Origin of the sequence: Thermoanaerobacter kivui, from assembly GCF_000763575.1 — a bacterium.
Classification (GTDB): Bacteria; Bacillota; Thermoanaerobacteria; order Thermoanaerobacterales; family Thermoanaerobacteraceae; genus Thermoanaerobacter; species Thermoanaerobacter kivui.
Window position 1 is genome coordinate 1,367,501 of the sequence record NZ_CP009170.1, and the last position, 20,833, is coordinate 1,388,333.

At 33.3% G+C, this 20,833-nt stretch carries 18 protein-coding genes (1 of these 18 only partly in view); 3 read left to right on the forward strand and 15 right to left on the reverse strand.

What is annotated here, in order from left to right:
* Both TKV_RS06980 and TKV_RS06985 read left to right on the forward strand, forming a co-directional pair.
* Nucleotides 1-477, forward strand: partial view of a class I SAM-dependent rRNA methyltransferase gene (locus TKV_RS06980; RefSeq protein WP_049685337.1) — the end only. The gene continues 699 nt to the left of window position 1, outside the view; the window shows 477 of its 1,176 coding nt (coding positions 700-1,176); the start codon falls outside the window, past its left edge; it ends in the stop codon at nucleotides 475-477.
* 66 nt (nucleotides 478-543) lie between these two features.
* Entirely contained in the window at nucleotides 544-777 is a 234-nt protein-coding gene (locus TKV_RS06985) for a peptidoglycan-binding domain-containing protein (protein ID WP_049685338.1), read from the forward strand.
* On the opposite strand, the gene pyrE is transcribed toward TKV_RS06985, so the two are convergent.
* The 7 genes from pyrE to pyrR all read right to left on the reverse strand — a co-directional run bounded on the left by pyrE (nucleotide 774) and on the right by pyrR (nucleotide 6,942).
* Entirely contained in the window at nucleotides 774-1,346 is a 573-nt protein-coding gene (pyrE, locus tag TKV_RS06990; RefSeq protein WP_049685339.1) for an orotate phosphoribosyltransferase, read from the reverse strand. The two genes, TKV_RS06985 and pyrE, sit on opposite strands and share 4 nt — an antisense overlap.
* A gap of 13 nt (nucleotides 1,347-1,359) precedes the next feature.
* The gene (locus TKV_RS06995) at nucleotides 1,360-2,268 is read right to left on the reverse strand and encodes a dihydroorotate dehydrogenase (protein ID WP_049685340.1); all 909 of its coding nucleotides are present in this window, start codon (nucleotides 2,266-2,268) and stop codon (nucleotides 1,360-1,362) included.
* Nucleotides 2,265-2,996 carry a dihydroorotate dehydrogenase electron transfer subunit gene (locus TKV_RS07000; RefSeq protein WP_049685341.1) on the reverse strand — a complete coding sequence of 244 codons (732 nt, stop codon included), beginning with the start codon at nucleotides 2,994-2,996 and terminating at the stop codon, nucleotides 2,265-2,267. The genes TKV_RS06995 and TKV_RS07000 overlap by 4 nt, the downstream gene beginning before the upstream one ends.
* An 8-nt stretch (nucleotides 2,997-3,004) precedes the next feature.
* Nucleotides 3,005-3,928 carry an orotidine-5'-phosphate decarboxylase gene (pyrF, locus tag TKV_RS07005; protein ID WP_049685342.1) on the reverse strand — a complete coding sequence of 308 codons (924 nt, stop codon included), beginning with the start codon at nucleotides 3,926-3,928 and terminating at the stop codon, nucleotides 3,005-3,007.
* A 59-nt stretch (nucleotides 3,929-3,987) separates the two neighbouring features.
* Nucleotides 3,988-5,283, reverse strand: coding sequence for a dihydroorotase (locus tag TKV_RS07010; protein WP_049685343.1), 1,296 nt, complete (start codon nucleotides 5,281-5,283; stop codon nucleotides 3,988-3,990).
* A gap of 1 nt (nucleotide 5,284) precedes the next feature.
* A complete protein-coding gene (locus tag TKV_RS07015) occupies nucleotides 5,285-6,199 on the reverse strand; it encodes an aspartate carbamoyltransferase catalytic subunit (RefSeq protein ID WP_049685344.1) in 915 nt (304 codons plus the stop codon).
* Between the two features lie 206 nt (nucleotides 6,200-6,405).
* Nucleotides 6,406-6,942, reverse strand: coding sequence for a bifunctional pyr operon transcriptional regulator/uracil phosphoribosyltransferase PyrR (gene pyrR, locus TKV_RS07020; RefSeq protein WP_004401205.1), 537 nt, complete (start codon nucleotides 6,940-6,942; stop codon nucleotides 6,406-6,408).
* 222 nt (nucleotides 6,943-7,164) lie between these two features.
* Between pyrR and TKV_RS07025 the strand changes: the two genes are divergently transcribed.
* On the forward strand, nucleotides 7,165-8,160 hold the full coding sequence (locus TKV_RS07025; RefSeq protein WP_049685345.1) for an AIR synthase family protein: 996 nt from the start codon (nucleotides 7,165-7,167) through the stop codon (nucleotides 8,158-8,160).
* Nucleotides 8,161-8,504: 344 nt separating this feature from the next.
* Here the strand turns inward: TKV_RS07025 and TKV_RS07030 are convergent, their stop codons facing one another.
* The 8 genes from TKV_RS07030 to TKV_RS07065 form a co-directional block, all read right to left on the reverse strand.
* A complete protein-coding gene (locus tag TKV_RS07030; protein ID WP_049685346.1) occupies nucleotides 8,505-9,428 on the reverse strand; it encodes an RluA family pseudouridine synthase in 924 nt (307 codons plus the stop codon).
* Nucleotides 9,429-9,432: 4 nt separating this feature from the next.
* A complete protein-coding gene (gene lspA / locus TKV_RS07035) occupies nucleotides 9,433-9,867 on the reverse strand; it encodes a signal peptidase II (protein WP_049685347.1) in 435 nt (144 codons plus the stop codon).
* 268 nt (nucleotides 9,868-10,135) lie between these two features.
* Nucleotides 10,136-10,693 (reverse strand): GNAT family N-acetyltransferase, encoded by a 558-nt coding sequence (locus TKV_RS07040; protein WP_049685348.1) that lies wholly within the window; start codon nucleotides 10,691-10,693, stop codon nucleotides 10,136-10,138.
* 44 nt (nucleotides 10,694-10,737) lie between these two features.
* Nucleotides 10,738-11,412: a M48 family metallopeptidase gene (locus tag TKV_RS07045; RefSeq protein ID WP_049685349.1), complete on the reverse strand. Its 675-nt coding sequence runs from the start codon at nucleotides 11,410-11,412 to the stop codon at nucleotides 10,738-10,740.
* Between the two features lie 51 nt (nucleotides 11,413-11,463).
* The gene (locus TKV_RS07050) at nucleotides 11,464-13,938 is read right to left on the reverse strand and encodes a DUF2357 domain-containing protein (RefSeq protein ID WP_049685350.1); all 2,475 of its coding nucleotides are present in this window, start codon (nucleotides 13,936-13,938) and stop codon (nucleotides 11,464-11,466) included.
* A complete protein-coding gene (locus TKV_RS07055) occupies nucleotides 13,913-15,667 on the reverse strand; it encodes an MrcB family domain-containing protein (protein ID WP_049685351.1) in 1,755 nt (584 codons plus the stop codon). Before TKV_RS07055 ends, TKV_RS07050 begins: the two co-directional genes overlap by 26 nt.
* A gap of 130 nt (nucleotides 15,668-15,797) precedes the next feature.
* A complete protein-coding gene (locus TKV_RS07060; protein ID WP_049685352.1) occupies nucleotides 15,798-18,890 on the reverse strand; it encodes a restriction endonuclease in 3,093 nt (1,030 codons plus the stop codon).
* A gap of 12 nt (nucleotides 18,891-18,902) precedes the next feature.
* Complete coding sequence (locus TKV_RS07065) at nucleotides 18,903-20,831, reverse strand: site-specific DNA-methyltransferase (RefSeq protein ID WP_049685353.1); 1,929 nt, start codon at nucleotides 20,829-20,831, stop codon at nucleotides 18,903-18,905.
* Nucleotides 20,832-20,833: the final 2 nt, after the last annotated feature.

A 20,833-nucleotide genomic window follows, 5' to 3' on the forward strand; every position in this document is an offset into this window, starting at 1 on the left:
GCCCTACACTATGGAGCAAAAAGAGTCGAGACAGTCGACATCTCTGAGGAAGCCATTGAAATGGCCAAAAAGAATGTAGAACTCAATGGTTATCAAGAAAGATGTAATTTCGTATGTGACAATGCCTTTGATTTGCTGAGGAAATACGACAAAGAAAATAGAAAATTTGACACTGTAATATTAGACCCTCCTGCCTTTACAAAAAGCAAAGAAACTGTAAAAGACGCTTTGAGAGGATATAAAGAAATAAATTTAAGAGCATTAAAAATTTTAAAAAGTGGAGGTTTCCTCATCACCTGTTCTTGTTCACAGCACATAAAACCTGATATGTTTTTAAATATAATTAAAGAAGCAGCCAATGATGCCAAAAAAACAGTAAGATTTGTAGAACAACGTACTCAATCAAAAGACCATCCAATATTATTAGCCTCTGAAGAAACTCAATACTTAAAGTGCCTAATTCTACAAGTCTTATAAAAAAGAACACTTTCCCTATTTTTATCATATTGTGTAATAGTGAAAGTGTATAAATGAGGTGAAAAAATGGAGAGGCAACAATTAGGCTCCAGGCTTCTATACGAGGGTACCGTCGGATACGATGTCCTTCAGCTTCAGATGATTCTTCAAAGTTTAGGCTATGACCCTGGTCCAATAGAGGGCATTTTTGGGCCAAGAACCAAAAACGCCGTCATGAGATTTCAAAGAGACAATGGTCTTAAAGTGGATGGAATTGTAGGACCTGAAACAATGAGAGTTATAAATATGCTTATACCTTAAAATTTCCTGCTTCCCGGCTTTACAAGAGGAATGCCTTCTTTGCAAAGAGGACATTCCTCTTTTTCAAATGCTTCAACATACAAGCTTACCACAGACTTAAAAAGAACTTCAAAATTTACCTTTCCGTCGCTTCTATCAACTATACTTCCAACTCCTACTACATTACCTTTTAAGGAATTGACTAACTTTATAACTTCTTTTACGGAGCCCCCTGTTGTCACTACATCTTCTACTACAAGCACATTTTCTCCTTCTTTGATCTCAAACCCTCTTCTTAGCTTCATCACTCCTTCTTCTCTTTCTGCAAAAAGAGCTTTTGCTCCAACCTGACGAGCAACTTCATAGGCCAATATAATTCCTCCAATTGCAGGTCCTATTACAACATCTATTTTGTAATCCTTAAATTTTAGCGCCAATTCGTTACTAAAAATTTCGCTGTATTTAGGATATTGAAATATTTTCGCACACTGCAAATAGGTGTCGCTGTGTTTTCCTGATGTCAATAAAAAATGTCCTTTGTTAATTACTCCTAACTTGCTAAAAATCTCTAAGACTTCTTCTCTTTCCATTTTCTCATCCCCTTTAATCAACCTTTAAAGAACCTATAATATCATTTATGTCTTCTATATTGTTTAAAACCATATATTGTTTTATGCCCTCAATAACCTCAATTGTGCAATTGGGATTTACAAAATTACAAGTGCCAATTGCCACTGCCTTCGCCCCCGCAATCATAAATTCTAATGCATCTTTAAATGAACTTATACCGCCCATACCTATAACAGGAATTTTCACGGCTCTCGCTGCCTCATACACCATCCTAAGGGCAATAGGCTTTATAGCAGGTCCAGACAAACCCGCAATCACGTTCTTAAAAACAGGGGTTCTTGTATCAATATTTATAGCCATTCCTGCAATTGTATTAATTAAAGATACAGCATCTGCTCCTCCATCTTCTGCTGCTTTAGCACAAACCCCAATATCCGTCACATTTGGTGTTAATTTTACAATAACAGTTTTTTGTGTAACTTTTTTTACTTCTTTTGTTATATTAAATATATCATCAGGATTTATTCCAAAAGCCATACCACCTTTTTTCACATTTGGACAAGAGACATTTATTTCAATTCCATCAACACCATCTATATCAAGCTTCTTTGCCATGTAAGCAAATTCCTCAATGGTTTCTCCTGCAATATTTACTATTACAGCAACATCATAATCTCTTAAAAAGGGCAGCTCTTTCTCAATGAAAGCATCTACACCCGGATTTTGAAGCCCTACACTGTTTAGCATTCCACAAGGAGTTTCATAAACTCGTGGAGGTGGATTACCTTCTTTAGGTTTTACTGTAAGTCCTTTTACAACTATTGCCCCTAATTGATTTAAATCAATATATTCTCCGTACTCTCTTCCAAACCCAAAAGTACCTGAAGCTGTCATCACCGGATTTTTTAACTTAAGTCCTCCAACTTCAACTTGTAAATTCAAAACTCCACCTCCTCTGCCCAAAAGACGGGACCATCTTTGCACACTCTTTTGTACTCAAAACCACCATCTTTTTTCACTTTGCAAGCGCATACAAGACAAGCTCCTATGCCACAAGCCATCCTTTCTTCTACAGATATTTGACAAGGAATGTTATTTTTAAGAGAAATATCTTGTAATATCTTTAGCATAGGTTTTGGTCCACAGCCATATATTATGTCAATCTTATCAATTATATCCTCAATTACTTGTGTCACCATTCCTTTTTTCCCAAAACTTCCGTCCTCTGTCGTGACAATAACTTCTCCTAAATTTTTAAACTCCTCCACAAGAAAAATTTCACTTTTAAATCCCAACGCAATATACGAATTTTTTGCTTTGATTTTTTTAACAAGGTATAGAAGGGGAGGAATGCCTATTCCCCCTCCTACTATTAACACATTTTTGTCCTCATATAGTTCAAAACCATGTCCGTGAGGACCTGTTACTTCAATTGTGTCTCCTTTTTTCATTTCGGATAAATTTTTAGTACCTTCCCCTTTAACCTGATATACAATTGTCATTGATTTGTCATCAGCAGAGCATACGCTTATAGGCCTTTTTAGAAAAGTCTTGTCTTTGCAGTCTACCATTACAAATTGGCCTGGAGAGGGTATTCCCCCTTTCCACTCAAATACCAATTTATAAATGCCACTGGCTATCTTTTCATTAGACAATATCCTGCTCTTCATCTTTCACCTCAACAAGCAATGTATTTTCTTTTAACAAGCCCATTGTTAATCATGCCTGTCATAAGAATTACCTCTGCTCTCGCCGCTTGTGCATACTCATATTCAGAATATACATCTTTCCAGTAAGGACTTTGATATGCATAGATAACGCTCCGGGAAGAATTTATTATCGCGCCAAGTCCATTCTCATCAAAACAATCCATTATACCTTCAACAGTCCCCCCTTGTGCCCCATAGCCTGGCACTAGAAAGAAACAATTTGGCATTTCCTTTCTTAGCACTTTTGCCTCCTCTGGATAAGTTGCACCTACTACTGCACCTATAGAACTATAGCCATATTTCCCAACTGCTGACTTTGAAATTTTATTTATTATTTTAGCAACTCGTTGATAGACGTATTCTCCTGTTGCAGTTTTTATATCCTGTATATCTTTAGAACCTTTATTTGAAGTTTTGACAAGTGCAAATATACCCTTATTGTATTTGATCGCATCTTCTACGTAAGGGATTATAGTATCTTCACCCATGTAAGGATTTACAGTAATCGCATCAAACAACTGGTTTTGCAAATAAGCTTTTGAATACATTTTTGCAACCTCTTGTATATCTCCTCTTTTAACATCCGCTATTACCATAAGCCCTAAATTTTTAGCGTATTCAGCAGTTTTGAAGAAAGCTTTAAATCCTTCTATCCCATAAGCTTCATAAAAAGCAACTTGGATTTTGACCGCAGGCACAACATCGTAGACTGCATCTATTATACCTTTGTTAAAAAGGTATAAAGCTTCAGATATGCCTTCAATATTTTCTCCTTTTCTCTTAAAAGCAACGTCTTTTATAAATTGTGGAGTTTTTTCAATTCTGGGGTCAAGCCCCACTACAACAGGGCTTTTCTTAGCTTTTATACTCTCAATTAATTTATCAATAAACATCTACACCATCCTCTTATTGAAAATTTATTCATTTTACCGCATAAATATTCCTTTATTAATTATACCTCAATTTTTTCAATTTTTCTATCCCTTGCATATTTTATTTGACCTTCAACTATTGTGTATTCCACAACTCCTTTTAGCCTCATACCATGGAAAGGTGTGTTTTTCCCTTTTGATTTAAATTTATCTTTGTCAACTACATACTCTTCATAAGGGTCTACAATTACAATATCCGCTATCGCCCCTACCTTTATCCCACTGGATATACCTAATATTTTCGCAGGATTTATACTCATGTAATTGACTAACTCTTTTATGGTTATTTTACCTGTCTGTACAAGGAAAGTATTTATCACAGAGAAGGCTGTCTCTAAGCCCGATATTCCAAAAGCAGCCATGTCGTAAGGTACTTTTTTGTCATCCTTAGTGTGAGGGGCATGGTCTGTCGCGATTGCATCTATTGTGCCATCTTTCAATCCTTCTATAAGGGCTTCTATGTCTTCCCTTGTTCTCAAAGGAGGATATGCCTTTGTGTTTGTATCATAGTTGTAAACTGCCTCATCTGTCAATGTGAGATTGTGAGGAGTAACCTCCGCAGTTATTTTTACTCCCCTTTCTTTCGCTTCTCTTATAAGTTCGACACTTCCCTTTGTTGAGATATGCGCGATGTGAATCCTTACACCAGTTGACTTTGCAAGTATAATATTTCTTGCAAGCATGACTTCTTCTGCTTCTCTTGGTATGCCTTTTAATCCTATCATTGTGGAAATTACTCCGCTATTCATTACACCTTCGCCACTCAATGTTCTGTCTTCACAGTGAGTTATCATGAGTAAGTCATACATTTTTCCATATGTCATTATCCTCTTCATAAGCCCTGCACTCATTATTGGAAAACCGTCATCAGATAAGGCAACAGCCCCTGCTTTTTTAAGTTTTGCCATCTCGGTTATCTCTTCACCTTTCATTCCCTTTGTCATAGCTCCTATAGGTAGTACTTTTACAACTCCTTCTCTTTGCGCAATGCTTTTTACATATTCTACTACTATTTCATTGTCTATAGTAGGATTTGTATTTGGCATGCAGGCAACAGTAGTGTAACCTCCTGCTGCTGCAGCTTCTGTTCCTGTTTTAATAGTCTCTTTCTCTTCAAATCCCGGCTGCCTTAAATGGGTGTGCATATCCACAAAACCTGGGAGTACATATTTGCCTGTCGCATCAATCACTATCCCGTCTGAGGCTTGTATATTTTTGTCAATCGCTTTTATGATACCATAGTCTATCAATATATCCGCTTTAACTTCACTCCCAAACCCGTCTATTACAGTACCATTTTTTATAATCATCTTCATTTTAATTTCTCCTTTCACAAAGTATTTTTAAAAGTGCCATCCTGACAGCGACACCATTCGTTACCTGTTCTTCTATGGCAGAATACTCAGCATTTGCTGCTTCTGAAGTAACTTCAATATTTCTGTTTATAGGTCCTGGATGCATCAATATCGCATCGGCTTTTGCAAGTTTCATTCTCTCTTTATTTATCCCAAAATATTCTCTGTATTCGTCAATTGATGGGAATAGTCCACTTTTTTGCCTTTCCAATTGAATTCTTAGTCCCATCACTACATCCGCATCCTTTATAGCTTCTTCTACATTGTAGTAAGTTTTAACTCCCATCTTTTCTATTTGGGGTGGCATCAAGGTGGAAGGGCCTGCAACTCTCACTTCCGCCCCCATCTTTTTAAGTCCCCATATATTTGACCGTGCAACTCTGCTGTGCATAATGTCTCCTATTATCGCCACTTTTAATCCTTCAAAGCTTTCTTTCTTTTCTCTGATTGTCATCATGTCCAACAAGGCTTGGGTGGGATGTTCATTTATACCATCTCCTGCGTTTATGATAGAGGCATCTGTGTATTTTGCCATAAGATGCGGCGCTCCACTCATGTTGTGCCTTGGTATTATCACATCCGCCTTCATCATCTCAACAGTCCTTATGGTGTCTATTAAAGACTCCCCTTTAGCAACACTGCTGGTTGCCACTTCTATATTGCCGTAATGAGCGCCTAAATACTTTGCTGCCATCTCAAAAGATAGTCTTGTCCTCGTGCTAGGTTCGAAAAAAATCGTCACAACTGTCTTTCCCTTTAGTATCTGTGAATATTTTTCTCCATTTAGAATTTTTTTCATCTCCTTTGCAGTGTCTAAAACTTCCAGTATTTCTTCTTTCGATAAATCCTTAATGCCTAATAGGTCTTTTCTATCCACATTACCTTCCTCCTTTTAAAAAAAAGAGTAGTCACCACATCACAATAATGTGAAATGGTACTACTCTTTTTGTATAAAATATTCTTTTCTGTTAAAATTAGGGTTTCAAATTTTGGCATAAAAAATCCTCCCTTTTTAGAGTTTAATACTCCGGGAGAATATCTATCATTCTCCCTTTTTAGCCTCGCTGGGCTAAATTAAAGGTGCTACTTTTCAGTTATTACCACTCTGTTGACTTTGTCTACTTCCTCCAACATCACATTTACTATTTCATTTTTTGATGTTGGAACATTTTTACCTACATAATCTGGCTTTATCGGCAATTCCCTGTGCCCTCTGTCTATTAATTCTGCCAGCTGTATTGCCTTAGGCCTCCCTAAATCGATAATTGCATCCATAGCAGCCCTTATAGTCCTTCCTGTGTATATCACGTCGTCCACTAACACCACTATTTTACCTACCACATCCACACCTATATCTTTTTTCTTGACTACAGGCTGTTCAAGGTCTGTGGTAAGGTCATCACGGTATAGGGTGATATCCAATGACCCTACTGGAGGCTTTTTTCCTTCAATTCGCGATATATACCTTGCTATTCTTTCTGCTAAAGGCACTCCTCTTGTCTTAATGCCTACCAAAACCACATCTTCAATGCCTTTATTCCTTTCCACAATCTCATGGGCTATTCTTATCAAGGCTCTGTCTATAGCTTTTTCATCCATTATCTCTGCTTTTATCTTCAACTTTCTAACCTCCACAAAAAAGCTTCTTGCACTGGCAAGAAGCTTTTTATGCTACATATAATTATGCCAACCTTGCCAGCCTCACAGGACTGCTTAAAGGACCTCGTCTTTTATAATATTATCACATTCTTTTCAACTTGTCTATAGGAATGTTTAAAAAAAATAAAAATTGTGCTAAGATGATAGTATTGACACCAATATTTAAAAGAAGGATGTGACAAAATGGAAGTAGGAAAAGTACCTGTAGAAATACTAAAAAGAAGTGTTTTCCCTTATCTTGGCGTTAAAAGAAAAGAAGTTTTAGTCCACTCCCAATTAGGAGAAGACAGTAGCATAATCGATTTCGGCGAATACGTGGCAGTCCTTTCAACAGACCCCATAACAGCATCAGAGAAATTAAGCGGCTTTTTATCTGTCATAATATCCTGTAATGATTTAGCTTCTTGTGGCGCAAAGCCAATTGGAATATTATCAACTATACTGCTTCCTGAAGGTACTGAAGAATCTACTTTACATGGCATCATGAAAGAAATAGATAGAGCAGCAAAAAAATTAAGCATTGAAGTTTTAGGAGGCCACACAGAAATAACCACTACAGTAAACAAGCCTATTATAAGCACAACAGCAATTGGTATGGCTAAAAAAGGTGAGTACATAACCACAAAAGGCGCAAAAATAGACGATGATGTCATAGTTACAAAAGCTTTAGGCCTTGAAGGCACAGCAATTTTAGCAACTGACTATAAAGATTTGCTGCTAAAGGGCTACGATAAAGATTTTATCTTAAAAGCACAAAGTTTTATAAACGAAATAAGTGTCATAGAAGAAGGACTTACTGCAGCACAAAATGGTGCAAATGCAATGCACGATATAACAGAAGGAGGAATATTAGGAGCAGCCTATGAAATCGCAGAAGCATCAGGCCTTGGCATTGAAATATATGAGGAAAAATTGCCAGTACGCCCTGAAACAAAAGAAATTTGCCGTTTTTTTGGCATAAACCCTTTAAAGCTCATATCCAGCGGTTCAATGATAATTACTGCCAGTGATGGAGATAAAATAGTCAAATCTCTATCTGAAAAAGGAATACAAGCTACAATAATAGGTAAAATTATAAAAGAAGGGAAATATTTAATAACATCAAAAGGAAAAGAAGAAATAACTCCACCAGAGCGAGATGAGATATATTTAGTAAATAGAGAGAGGATAAAAGTTTAATTCTTGCCTGAAGTTGTTGACAAAATATTTATAAAAAGTCCAGCTTTTATGCTAGAGGGCAGCCTCACGTTTTGAGTCGTGTCTAATGCTCGTTTTGGACAGCCTTTCAAAATGTCACCCTGAGGCGTAGCCGAAGGGTCTCAGACCTTAAAGCTTAGCTTATTGCATGTCTTTTTTGTCTGAGATCCTTCGCCAGACCCTTCGTTTCACTCAAGGCTCCGCTACGCTCCGGCTCAGGATGACATGTAAAAATGTTCTTGATGACATAAAAAATTAAACATAACATGCAAATATACAATTTCAATAGCTTCGCAATATACCCATAAACATAAAATCTAAACTTTTTAATAAGTGGAACGTCTTAAAATTTCAATCAACCTTACAAAATACTCAGGAAGAGGAGCTTCAAACTCCATGTAAACTCCTTTCGTAGGATGAACAAATCCTAAAATACTTGAATGTAATGCCTGCCCCTCCAATTTAAACTTTTGCTTTTTAAAACCATATACTGGGTCCCCTACAACAGGATGACCAATATAAGCCATATGCACTCTTATCTGATGAGTCCTACCTGTCTTTATAACCGCCTCTATCAACGTATTTTCTTTAAAACGCTCCAAAACTTTGTACAATGTAAGAGCATATCTTCCATCCTCTATTACAGCCATCTTTTTTCTGTCAACAGGGTGCCTTCCTATAGGTGCTTCAATCTTCCCCTCTTCATCTTTTATAACTCCCTCTACAATAGCAACATATTTTTTAAAAACACTTCTCTCTTTTATTTGATTAGAAAGGCTTATATGAGCCTTATCATTTTTAGCAACAACCATCACACCAGAGGTATCCTTATCAAGCCTGTGAACTATACCCGGCCTTAAAATGCCGTTAATTCCCGATAAATTTTTGCAGTGGTAAAGAAGTGCATTTACAAGTGTACCACTGTAATTTCCCGGTGCCGGATGCACTACCATTCCCTGCGGCTTATTTATCACAATTATATCATCGTCTTCATAAAGAATATCCAAAGGTATATTTTCTGGCAGTACATCAATTTTCTCTGCCTCTGGGATATTTACAACAACCTCATCATTCTCTTTTACCTTATAACTGGGCTTTACCGTTTTACCATTTACAAAAACAAGCTCATCCACAATCAATTTTTTAATATAAGACCTTGTGTAATCTAACTCTGCCGCAAGAAAAACGTCTATTCTCTTTCCCTCATCCTCTTTTTCTCCTTGCAAAACTATCTTATCTACTACGTTCATCCCATCACGCCTTCTCCCTAAAAATCATAAGATATCCTAATATAATAGCTCCTATAACTATAAAAGAATCTGCAACATTAAAAACCGCAGGGAAAAATTTAAAATCAATAAAGTCTACAACATATCCGAGTCTAACTCTGTCTATAAGGTTTCCAATAGCGCCCCCCAGGATCATAGCAAGTGTATAATTATACACACTATTCCCTGGCAGTTTAATCATAGAATAAATTAGCACAGCCCCTACAATTACTGTTATAACTATAAAAAAAAGAGTCTTATTCTGAAGCATACCAAATGCCGCACCTTTATTCTCCACATAAGTAAGATGAAAAAAATTCTTTATAACCGGATAACTTCCTATAAGCATAAGGTACTTCACTGCAAGATACTTCGTCAATTGGTCAAGAAAAACCACAAAAGCTACAATAACTATCGCCAATGCCAATTCCTCCTATGTATTCATTTGTTTTTCTAACCATATTGCTGTACGAATATATTATACAGAAAAATTACAAATTAAACTATAGCTTAATTTATAATTAAACTTTCTGCAAAATATTAATCTATGTCTGTAATGAATAATTAAAATTAAATATTTCCTTTAGACACAAAGAATATTCTAAATTTTATGCAAAACAAGCCATCCAATATAAGGCGCTTATTGCCTTAGATGGCTAAAAAAACTGATTAATTTTCTAGTCTATAATCTAATTATTTAATTCATACTCTCTTTTCAAAATAGAATACATCTTCATATCCCAAAATCTCCCTTTTATAAAAACTGTTTCTCTCAATATCCCTTCAAACTTCATACCAACTTTTTGCATTACTCTCTCAGAAGGTATATTTTCCACCTTGCACCTTGCCTGTATTCTATTAAGATTCAACTTTTTAAAGCCAAACTCTATTACTTTTTTAACTGCCTCTGTCATAAGTCCTTTATTCCAGTATTTTTTGCCAAGCACATACCCTATTTCTCCTGTCATATTCTTTTCATCAATAAATACATATCCACATGTTCCAATTAATTTGCCATTTTCTTTTAAATATAATCCCCAGTCTGAAGGCTCACTATTTGCATATTTTGACAACAAAAGATTAATAAACTTTACAGAATCCTCAATACTTTTATGATATTCCCATGATACATATTTTGTAACTTCTGGATCCCTTGCGTATTCAAACATGTCTTCCGCATCTTCTAAACTTATTTTCTTTAATATAAGCCTTGGAGTCTCAAGAACAGGTTGATAAAACTTTTCCATATTTTTTACTTCCTTCCTTAAAAATATATACAATTAATTTTCACTTACAAATTCAGCAAATAACCATTTTTCTTGAGCCAGTCTTCCTGCTTTTTATAATCTGGCATTAACATCTTTACTTTTATCCAGAAATTCTTTCCATGATTTCTTTCTTCCAAGTGTGCAAGCTCATGCACAACAACATAGTCTATTACAGAAATAGGAGCCATTATAAGTCTCCATGAAAAGTTTAAGTTTCCATTTGAAGAACAAGAACCCCACCTTTTTTGTGCAGACGTAATATTTATCTTATTGTATTTTAAATTACTCTTTTGTGCATACCACTTGACTCTTTCAGATATCTTCTTAAAAGCTTCTTTTTTATACCAATCAATAAAAACCTCTTTTGCTTTATTTAAAAAATCCCTTGAAAGATAAAAACCATCTTCAAGCTTAAGAGGAACCTCCTGATTATCTACTATATACAGCTTATAATACTTACCAAGATATAAAAACCCTTCCCCATTCACAAATTCCTTTTTTAAAGCTTTAGGACCCCTTGCCTCTATCTCCTTCTTTTTCTCCTCAATCCACCTTGAATGCTTTTGTATCACATCAAAAATCGTCTTTTCATCTATACCAAAAGGTGCTTTCACTATAAGAGTAGCATTATCTGTAATCTGCAATGCTATTGTCTTTCTTTTTGAACGTATTATTTTCTCAATCTTTATGTCTACCATAATATCACTTCCTATAATGGTGATAAGATACTTAATTCTTTTTTAAATATACTACATCTTATTTCTTATCCTCTTTATAATTGCATTAGGTCTTTTTGAAAATTCTTCTATAGGTATTTTGTCTCGTAAAATATCATCTTTATAGATATTATAATAACCCTCATTTATAAATATCGTTAAATTCCCTATTTTAAAGCCTGTTATTTTTGTATTTTCGTCAATCACTTTACTATTAATATTGACTTTTAAAAATTCTTCTTGATGCTCATACAACCTCTTAAGTTCCAAATAAAGTCTATAGTCTTCTTTTGTTTTTATACAAAGTTCTGATACGTTTTTTGCATTCTTAAGAAGAAACAAATTAGTATATATACGATTTGTAACTCCAAAAGGACCACAAGTAATAGGTCTTTCAAGCTTTTTCCATTCTTCTATTTCAAATTTCACATATAACTCATCAGAATCCTTTGGTATTTCTTTTATATCTTTCCTTTTTACTATTTCAAAACCTTTTATCCTCCCATAATAGTGTATCCCAGCTTCTTTATCAAATTTTTTGATTGACTGGTATATCGCAACATATTTAAACTTCATACCGCTAGACTTAATATTTTTATAAGGTATATGATAAAAATTATATTTGAGATTTATATCAAGCTGCTCTTTACTTGACAACGGAGCAACAAGTACTTCTTTATCATCAAACTTTACTTGATCAATGTATTCATATGTACCACCTTGAAAAACTGAATCTTCAAAAGCTGACTCAAAAGAATTATTTATAAGGTCATCTATGAATTTCTCAACAAGCTTAGTAGAACCAGGTAAAAATGGCAGTCCTCCCACATTAACTTTTTCAATACTTTTATAAAAATGATGTTCTTTATATTTTTCTTCGTCAGAATATGGAAACAATACAAAAGCCCCAAAAACCATTCTCTCAAAATTTTTATTATTTTTATTTTCATACACAATGGCATCACGGTATCTATGCATAGTGTTTATATCCTCTTCTTCCGGACCTGGAGAACGATATTTATTATAATAATCTGTATCAACAACTGCAGGATTTATTTTGTATTTTGCATCAAGTACATATTTAAATATAGTGTTTGATCCAACTTTACTCAACGATAATATACTATCAGGCATTTGAGGTGTAGTTGGGATATTATCATATTTAAATTTCTTATTGTACACTAGGGAATATATCTCCCCATTTTTTGGATTTTGATATTCAACACGAGTCTCCTCGCCTTTTGTCAAAGTAACAGTAAGTCCTCGATTATTAAATTTAATAATACCTTGCTTTACAAGATTATATTTTTCTCTCAATATTGAATTAAGTTTGATAAAACACCAATATTCATATAATATAGCCAAATCTTTCATAGATATTTTAAAAATGTATTCCCTTATCATAAGTCCCTTTAAAAGCATAATATAATATTTATAAACATCCTTGTATCCTGGTGCCATATTAAGCACAAGGGAAAGTGAATTCATAGTATATATATCTCCAACATCTTTCAAAAAACTGTAATTTAAATGCCTTCCAAGCTTATATATCATCGCTTCAATGCTTTTTTTAATATTTTCATCAACAATACTTGATTCTTTTTCATAATTTTTCTTAACTAAATTAAGCTTTTTTATTATAGATTTTATAATGTATTTTACCAATCTGTTTTCATATGTATCATAGGTAATAGAACTCTTTACAGAGCAAACTTTGTCAACTATTATTTCCCCATTAATGTTCTTCACATATTGAGGATGCTTGTTAATCCATTTTATTCCCTCTCTGTCAACCCTTTTTGCAGTATAATATTTGAGTATTTCCCTATCTTTTTTTAATACATGATGGGGCATATTTAGCACAATCATGATCGATTTATTTAACTTATCAAACACTTGATTTATAATCGCAAAAAATTCAGTGAGGCTGTTTCCTACCTTGTTTTTAGTCATGCTATAAAAGTATGTCCTTTTATAAAAATCAAATATAAGATTGTATAATTCATTGTTAATATCTTGTAAAAGAGCATAATAATCCTTTTGATAGTCAATTTTAGAAGGAAAAACCTCAATAGTTACCTTTAGATATTCTCGATTATTCACTAGCATAATAAGCTCTGAATATCCAATATCATTTTTAAAGTTAATAATACCTGATAATACTCTTTTGGAAGCACCTACAAAACGTACTTTGTTCCTAATATTTATATTCTCATGCCAAAATGACACCTCATCATCAGTTTTTTTCTCAATCACAATTTCATAATTTTGCTGTTCATAAAAAAGAGGATAACTATCCCCCGCATATGACACCAACTTATCCTCTATTGGCGAATAAATTTTAGCAGTATATTCTGTACACGAGATATATATTTTTGCCCTTACGTTTTCATTGATATTTAGAGCTCCAACATTAGGATGATAAGGATTGCCTTTTATTGAAAAATCAAATTTCGGAGTAGATATATAAATAAGGTCAACATCAGAGCCAGTATGACGTAAATCCATCTTCTTCATATCTCCTTACCATATAAATAATTTTTTCTGCTGACCTTGGATATACACAATTATCCATATCTTTAAGCATCTTATCACTAACATCCATATCCTCATATTCATACTTGCTTTCATAATTGCCAGAACATATTTTAAATAATTCGACAAGTATTTTCTTTATACTGATACTGCTTCCGTGTATCCTGGGCAAAATCTTTTGCAATATTTCTAAATCCATCGCTTCATCAAAATTCATTAAACCATTTAACTCATTGTGTATCATATAAAAACTTATTTCATCTCTTACCCTATAACCAAAATGCAAATTTCCTTCTCTTAGAACATCATTAATTTTTTTTAAAACCAAAATCACATCATCAATAATTTCCCTATAATCAAGACAATCATTTAATGTTAGAAATTCACTCTTTAAAAAACTATTGTTTAATACTTTTTCAGTAATTTCTTCTGTATCTCCAAAAAAATAATCGAGGTTTACATCAGAAAACTCAATAACATTTGCTCTATCAAGCACTTTTTTGCTAAAGGGAAACGTAGTCTCATCCATATTAACAGTGCCAATGAAATATAAATTTTCAGGTATGTACAAATTGCCATATTCATGGAAAGAATCTTCATCTAACAGTTCTTTATTCAAAAGGGGATCTGTAACAATTCTATCGCCATCCTTTTTTCGTGACTCTATAATTGAAAGAATATCGCTGAAATAATACTCTACCCGTGCAAGGTTCATTTCATCCAATACAAAAAAGTAAGGTCTATTTATATCGTTTATAGCCCTTTTTATAAAATTTGTTAAAACTCCAGGATGAAATTTATTATGCATATCTTTGTAACCTAATAATTCCGTAGAATCTGACCAGTCGGGTCTTACAGGTACCAACATAAATCGTCCATTCTTGGTATTGCAACCTATAGCCTCCGCAAAAAGTCTTGCAAGTTTGCTTTTCCCTGTACCTGAAATACCTGCAAGAATTAAAAATGGCTTTGACTTCAAAGATAAATAAAAATTTTCTATTAACTTATCATTGTAGCTAAACCCCTGATTTTTTATGTAACTTTTTATGTAATCAAGTTCATCTTTGACGTTATAACTAGTATCGTTGTCAGGTATATAATCTTCCTTATTTTCATATATTTGATCATTATCTTCACCGCTTAAAACAAAAACGGTTTTTTTATAAATATTTATCAAATCATGAAGGTCTTTTTTTAATGTTTCATCATCTGCTAAATCATCATTCTCATATTTTTTATAAAATATTGTCCCTTTTTCATAAAATTCATTGCCAATTGATAAATTATTATCTGTATTCCATCCCTTTGCCTCTATTTTATTCCTTATTTTTGAAGCAAGAGATAACATTTTTTCATTGGCCCCAAATTTGCCATATTTATCTTTTAACTTAGTATAGCCTTGATTCAAAGTTAAATATAGCCTTTTCATATCAGAAGAAAATAGATAAACAATATATACCCCTTCCATTGTAGTTTGTGTAATATTTTTGTCCATAATAGCAACCCAAGGAATTTCTGCCCAGTTACCTTGACCATTAGAGCCTTTAATAAAATATTCATCACCTATAAAATCAAATTTTTGTATCTCCTGAGGTATTTCTTTTCGTAATATATCTCCTATTCTATTCCCTTTAAATGGCTGTGAGGTTCTTACTTTTATATAATTATCCATAACCTCTTTAAAAAGAGTCTTTAGTGACATTTTTATCTTACCTTTCTCAAAAATATAAATTTCTCTAGTTATTACTCAAAATATCCCATTTTTATTTAATTAAACACTTTATATATTTCGACATGTATTTTAAAAATTCCTTCTTAAGCCTTTTTTAACTTCATTTCACTACATTATTTTTTTGAATACTTCTATTTACAATATCTTTAAATCTTTCATAGCTATTGACCCAATCAAAAACTACATCACTGGATACGGTGGCAAAATGTTTACGGGCACATTCAATTTTGGCTTTTTCCACATCGGTTAAATTAATTCTTTCTTTATCAAATTTTGACTCTACAATAAAATACAACTTTGCCTTATGATCATCAACTTTATGAATTATTGCCCAGTCAGGAGTATAATTTCCATAAGGGGTTTCAATGACAAGCCCTCCCTTTTTCAATTTGGTAAAGAGAAGAACATCAGGATCTTCATCAAGGCTTCTTGCAAATTCATACTCCCCATAGCTATCTACCCGGATATATTTCTGGAGAGCTTTTTGGTATTCTTCTTTTGTTTTATATGCTTTTTTAGCACTTTCATTTAGCATCCATTGTTCAATTTCATCCACAGCAAAAATATTCTTCTCTTCAAACACAACCCCTTCTAAAACCTCATATTCTATATTCTTAGCTTGGAATTCATTCAATTTATTCTGAAGAATCTTAATTACTTCATCTAAAATCTCCTGTTTCTGCAATAAAATTTTATTTTCTAAAGCTGAATAAATTCTGATTAAAGCTTTCCTTGGTAAGAAAGTTTGATGCATGAGATAATTTATTATTTCAAAATCACTCTTATTCTTTTCTATTCCTTCTTTTCCAAGATTAATTGTAAATTTAGCAGGATCATGTATTTGCAACTCATTAGATTTTTTGAAATCTATACCTCCTGTTGCTACTTCATATTGACGATAAATAGATTTATAAGTAAGATGTTTATTAATTTCTTCTATACTTTGCTTAATAAACTCCTCTTTATCAATGTTTACATGGTAAATTGTTCTTTTGTTTATTCGTTCACGTAATTCTGCTAAAAGCTTTTGAAATTCTTTTTCCGTTACAAAACTGTGGTATCCATTTTCTACAGGTTCTTCATCACCATTTTTAATCTCAATTCGTTTACTACCTTTTGCTTTCATATTTTCTATAAATTTCTCTTTAATAGCTTCCTGATACGGTTGTAAAATTGCATTTGTAAACTCATGATATATTATCTCTGCTGCATCTTTCGTTAGTTGGTTAGTTTTAGCATTAATAATTCCAGCATTAATAAGTTCAGTCCTAAAAGCTTCTACGGTATCTGCTACAAGAAATTCCTCTGGCATCCCTGCATCTGCCAATGTTTGGTAAATAACTTCAAAAGTAACTTCTTCCTGATCTAATCCTTCCTCCAATCTAAAATCTTTTTGCAAGGCTTCAGCGAAGTGATCGTAATAGTCATTGGCAATTACAGTCAAAACATTTATTTCACTGTCAAAACATCGGTTTCCATAAATATCCACTGGCAGTCGCAAGCCTCGTCCTATTTCTTGTTTTTTAGCGATTTCCGAACTTCCTTTTTTTAATGTACACAGTTGAAAAACATTAGGGTTATCCCAGCCTTCTCTTAAAGCTGAATGGGAAAAAATAAATGCCAATGGTTCATCAAAAGAAATTAGTTCATCCTTTTTCTCTAAAATAAGTTGTATTCCACGTTCAATATCTTCCTGAGATTTAGCTTTTACCTCCAGTTCATCTTTCCCCCAGTCCCAATCTTCTATTTCAGTTTCATTATTTTTCTTATCCCGTGCAAAATAACCTTCTCTTACCTTTTGCACATTTTTGTATTCAGGAAATAAATCAGGATATTTTTTAAAAAGTTCATTATATCTTGGATCTTTAATTACTTTCTCATATTCCTCATCAAAAATGCGGGCATAAATTCCTCGACCGTCAGGTGCTTCACTATCTCTAAAATTTTTAACCCGATCTATAAAGAAAAGTGATAAAACTTTGATTTTATAGCCTTTTTCTAAAATTTTTAGTTGCTTTGTTAAATGCGTTTGTATAGTTAAACGGATTAATATTCTGATTAAGTCCAGTTCATCTAAGTTATAATTATTTTCTCCTTCTTTTAATATTAAGATACCTTCCTTATAACCAATTTTCAATCCGTTAATTTTGTGCGGGTCTTCCAATACAATCATATCTTTATATTGGGATAATTCTCCGGATAATTCATAAAGGCTTACCCCTTTTTGCACATTGAAGGTACGTAATTTAACTTGCCCGCCCGGTTCACGATAGAAAATTTCAATTTTTGCTTTTAAGTCCCGGGTAAATTCTATATAACGAACATAAGGGTAGTCTTTACTGATATTGCCATAAACAGTTTTAACCTCAATTTTCTTTACTAAATCCTGTTTATAAGCCTGGTACGAATCAAGTTTATATACTTGATGGTAAAGCTTTTTATGAGTTGCTGAATACCTTAAAATGAATAGCGGATCCAATTCTTCAATAGCCTTTAAAGAAGCACTTTTCTTTTTCCCATTTCCTTCAAGTCGCTGTGGTTCATCTATAATGACAATTGGTTTAGTATATTTTATTAGGTCCCACAAAACTCGCCCTCTTTCATCTTCTCTGCGAATTTTATTGCTGTCTTTATTAAATGCCTGTATATTCATAATTACAATGCGTAAATCCCTAGCTTCCACAAAGTCCATTAACTTATTTAAGTTATTTGAATCATAAACGAAAGCATAATTTGAAATGTCAAGGTCATAAAGGGTTTTTAAATGTTCTTTCAAAATTTCAATATTTTTTTCTACTCCTTTACGAATGGCCACTGTAGGCACTACAATTATAAACTTTAAAAAATTATAATTTTTATAGAGCTCCAAAATAGTCCGCAAATATACGTAAGTTTTGCCAGTACCTGTTTCCATCTCTACAGAAAAATTATATATAGGCTGTAAATCAGTAGAGGGAAAGAGCATGTTCTGAGTTTGTATTTCTCGTAAATTTTCTAGAATAACATTTCTTCCTATGTCCAATCTATTCCTTATAATTTCCTCAGATATACGTCCTATATGTCGGGTTTTCCCACGATAAATTACATCCCCCAGCTCCCGATCTTGTCCTCTAAAGAGGGCTACAACTGAGTTGATAGCTTTCTTTTGGTATTCTAAATTATCATCAAAGTTAAATATAACTTTCCTTGTCATTTAGCCCACTCCTTAAATAAACTCTACTCTGTAAGTCTGGTCTTTTCCCTGGTTAAAAAGCTTTATTTGTGTATCAAGTCTGTGCAAAATATTTAACTTCAAAGAAATATCATCATCAAAAGCACTATCTCTAAAAATAATTTTTATCGGTTTTGGTTCTAAAGAAGCTATTTTATCCACAATATCACTGGTAATCGTTTCTTCAAGACATACTACTACACTATCGGCAAACATATATGTTCGATTCCCTATATTGGTAAGTTTTTCAATTTTAGATGTAAGTGGGAAATCTCTGTGACGTAGCATAATCTCATAAACTACATCAATATCAGTAAAGCCAGGATTAAAGTCTAAAGCATCCTTAACAGAAAGAGCGCTTTCGCTTAAAGTAATCTGCTCACCGTCAAAAACCTCATCATTCCATCGAATATTTGTTTCAGCTACCTTAAAAACTTTAAAACCAATATCAAGGTCATCAATCCACTCCTTATCTTTAAATTCTTCTTTAATCTTTTCTCCAGCCCTACGAATCCTTTCTTTACCAATATCGGCAATAGTTTTAAAGCCGGCTTTATAAGCTTCTGATTCTTCATCTACCTTTTCAGGAAGTTGCACCATTATAAATTTTCGTTTACCACCATCTTCTGCATTAAGCTGCATAACTGCATGAGCTGTGGTAGCTGAGCCAGAGAAAAAGTCTAAAATTATAGAGTCATAGTCAAATGCGGTTGCTATTTTGATTAAGTATTTTATTAAACTGGATGGTTTTGGAAAGTTAAATAATTTAACCCCAAATAATTCTTTAATTTCCTTTGTTCCATCTTCTGTTAACCCTACTCCATCAGGCAAAAGTGTACTTACTGCCTTGTAACCAAATTTTTCTCCTGCTTTTTCTTCATCTTCGTCTTTAAAATATCTTAAAACCGGTTTTGATATTCTTAGAAAATCATAATCGCCAGGGAATACTATTTTGTTTTCTTTATAATATTTTTTGAAAGTATCCTTTGTTACCCTCCAAACATTATTTGGATCAGCAGGATATTCTTCACCTGTTTTGGGATTTATTATAGTAAAATAGCTATTTGGCCGTTCACTTGCACTTTTTTGTTGAGTTAAGTCGTGAATTCTCCACGGTCTGCCATTAAAGTCAGGCGTTTCATAGTATTTTCTTTTTCTTTCAATACCCGCAACAAACAATTCACTTTTTGCATAACATAATATCCACTCATAGTCTTGCGATATTCCAAAAGGTACATCCGATTTTGCTGTTCTTTTTCTCCATGGAAAACAAGCAATAAAATTTTTTTCCCCAAATATTTCGTTCGCCAACAACTTAAGATTATCCACTTCATTATCATCAATACTAATAAAAATGACTCCATCATCGGAAAGCAAATCCTTAGCTACTTTTAAGCGTGGATACATCATATTCAACCAGTTGGAATGGAAGCGTGCAGAACTTCTCTGGTTTTTAATTAATCGTTCACCGTTTTCATCCAGTTCTCCTTCTTCCTTATCACTTTCTTCTTTTAATTTTTTGAAATCATCTTTATAAATAAAATCATTGCCAGTATTATAAGGTGGATCTATGTAAATCATCTTTATTTTGCCATAATACGAATTTCTGAGAAGTTTTAAAACTTCCAAGTTATCTCCTTCTATATAAAGATTTTCTGTAGTGTCCGGATTTTTGCTCTCTTCAGGTACATACTTTAAGGTTTTTCCAACTACATCGGTTAAGGCAAGCTGTTTAGCTAATGTCTTCCCTGGCCAGGTAAGCTCATATTTTTCCTTTCCTACCTCTTCAACTTGGCCAAGTTCCTGTTTTAGTGCTTCAAAATCTACCTGGCCATCTTTTACAACAGTAGGAAATAATTCAGCAAGCTTTTTGATATTATCTTGGACTGGATTAAATATTTCCTTTGACACTTTATTTTCCATTT

Excerpts from the sequence above, each read along its gene's own strand:
- TKV_RS06985 (WP_049685338.1), top strand. The coding sequence starts at position 544 with ATGGAGAGGCAACAATTAGGCTCCAGGCTTCTATACGAGGGTACCGTC.
- pyrE (WP_049685339.1), bottom strand. The coding sequence starts at position 1,346 with ATGGAAAGAGAAGAAGTCTTAGAGATTTTTAGCAAGTTAGGAGTAATT.
- TKV_RS07000 (WP_049685341.1), bottom strand. The coding sequence starts at position 2,996 with ATGAAGAGCAGGATATTGTCTAATGAAAAGATAGCCAGTGGCATTTAT.
- pyrF (WP_049685342.1), bottom strand. The coding sequence starts at position 3,928 with ATGTTTATTGATAAATTAATTGAGAGTATAAAAGCTAAGAAAAGCCCT.
- TKV_RS07010 (WP_049685343.1), bottom strand. The coding sequence starts at position 5,283 with ATGAAGATGATTATAAAAAATGGTACTGTAATAGACGGGTTTGGGAGT.
- TKV_RS07025 (WP_049685345.1), top strand. The coding sequence starts at position 7,165 with ATGGAAGTAGGAAAAGTACCTGTAGAAATACTAAAAAGAAGTGTTTTC.
- TKV_RS07030 (WP_049685346.1), bottom strand. The coding sequence starts at position 9,428 with ATGAACGTAGTAGATAAGATAGTTTTGCAAGGAGAAAAAGAGGATGAG.
- TKV_RS07040 (WP_049685348.1), bottom strand. The coding sequence starts at position 10,693 with ATGGAAAAGTTTTATCAACCTGTTCTTGAGACTCCAAGGCTTATATTA.
- TKV_RS07045 (WP_049685349.1), bottom strand. The coding sequence starts at position 11,412 with ATGGTAGACATAAAGATTGAGAAAATAATACGTTCAAAAAGAAAGACA.
- TKV_RS07050 (WP_049685350.1), bottom strand. The coding sequence starts at position 13,938 with ATGGATTTACGTCATACTGGCTCTGATGTTGACCTTATTTATATATCT.
- TKV_RS07055 (WP_049685351.1), bottom strand. The coding sequence starts at position 15,667 with ATGTCACTAAAGACTCTTTTTAAAGAGGTTATGGATAATTATATAAAA.
- TKV_RS07060 (WP_049685352.1), bottom strand. The coding sequence starts at position 18,890 with ATGACAAGGAAAGTTATATTTAACTTTGATGATAATTTAGAATACCAA.
- TKV_RS07065 (WP_049685353.1), bottom strand. The coding sequence starts at position 20,831 with ATGGAAAATAAAGTGTCAAAGGAAATATTTAATCCAGTCCAAGATAAT.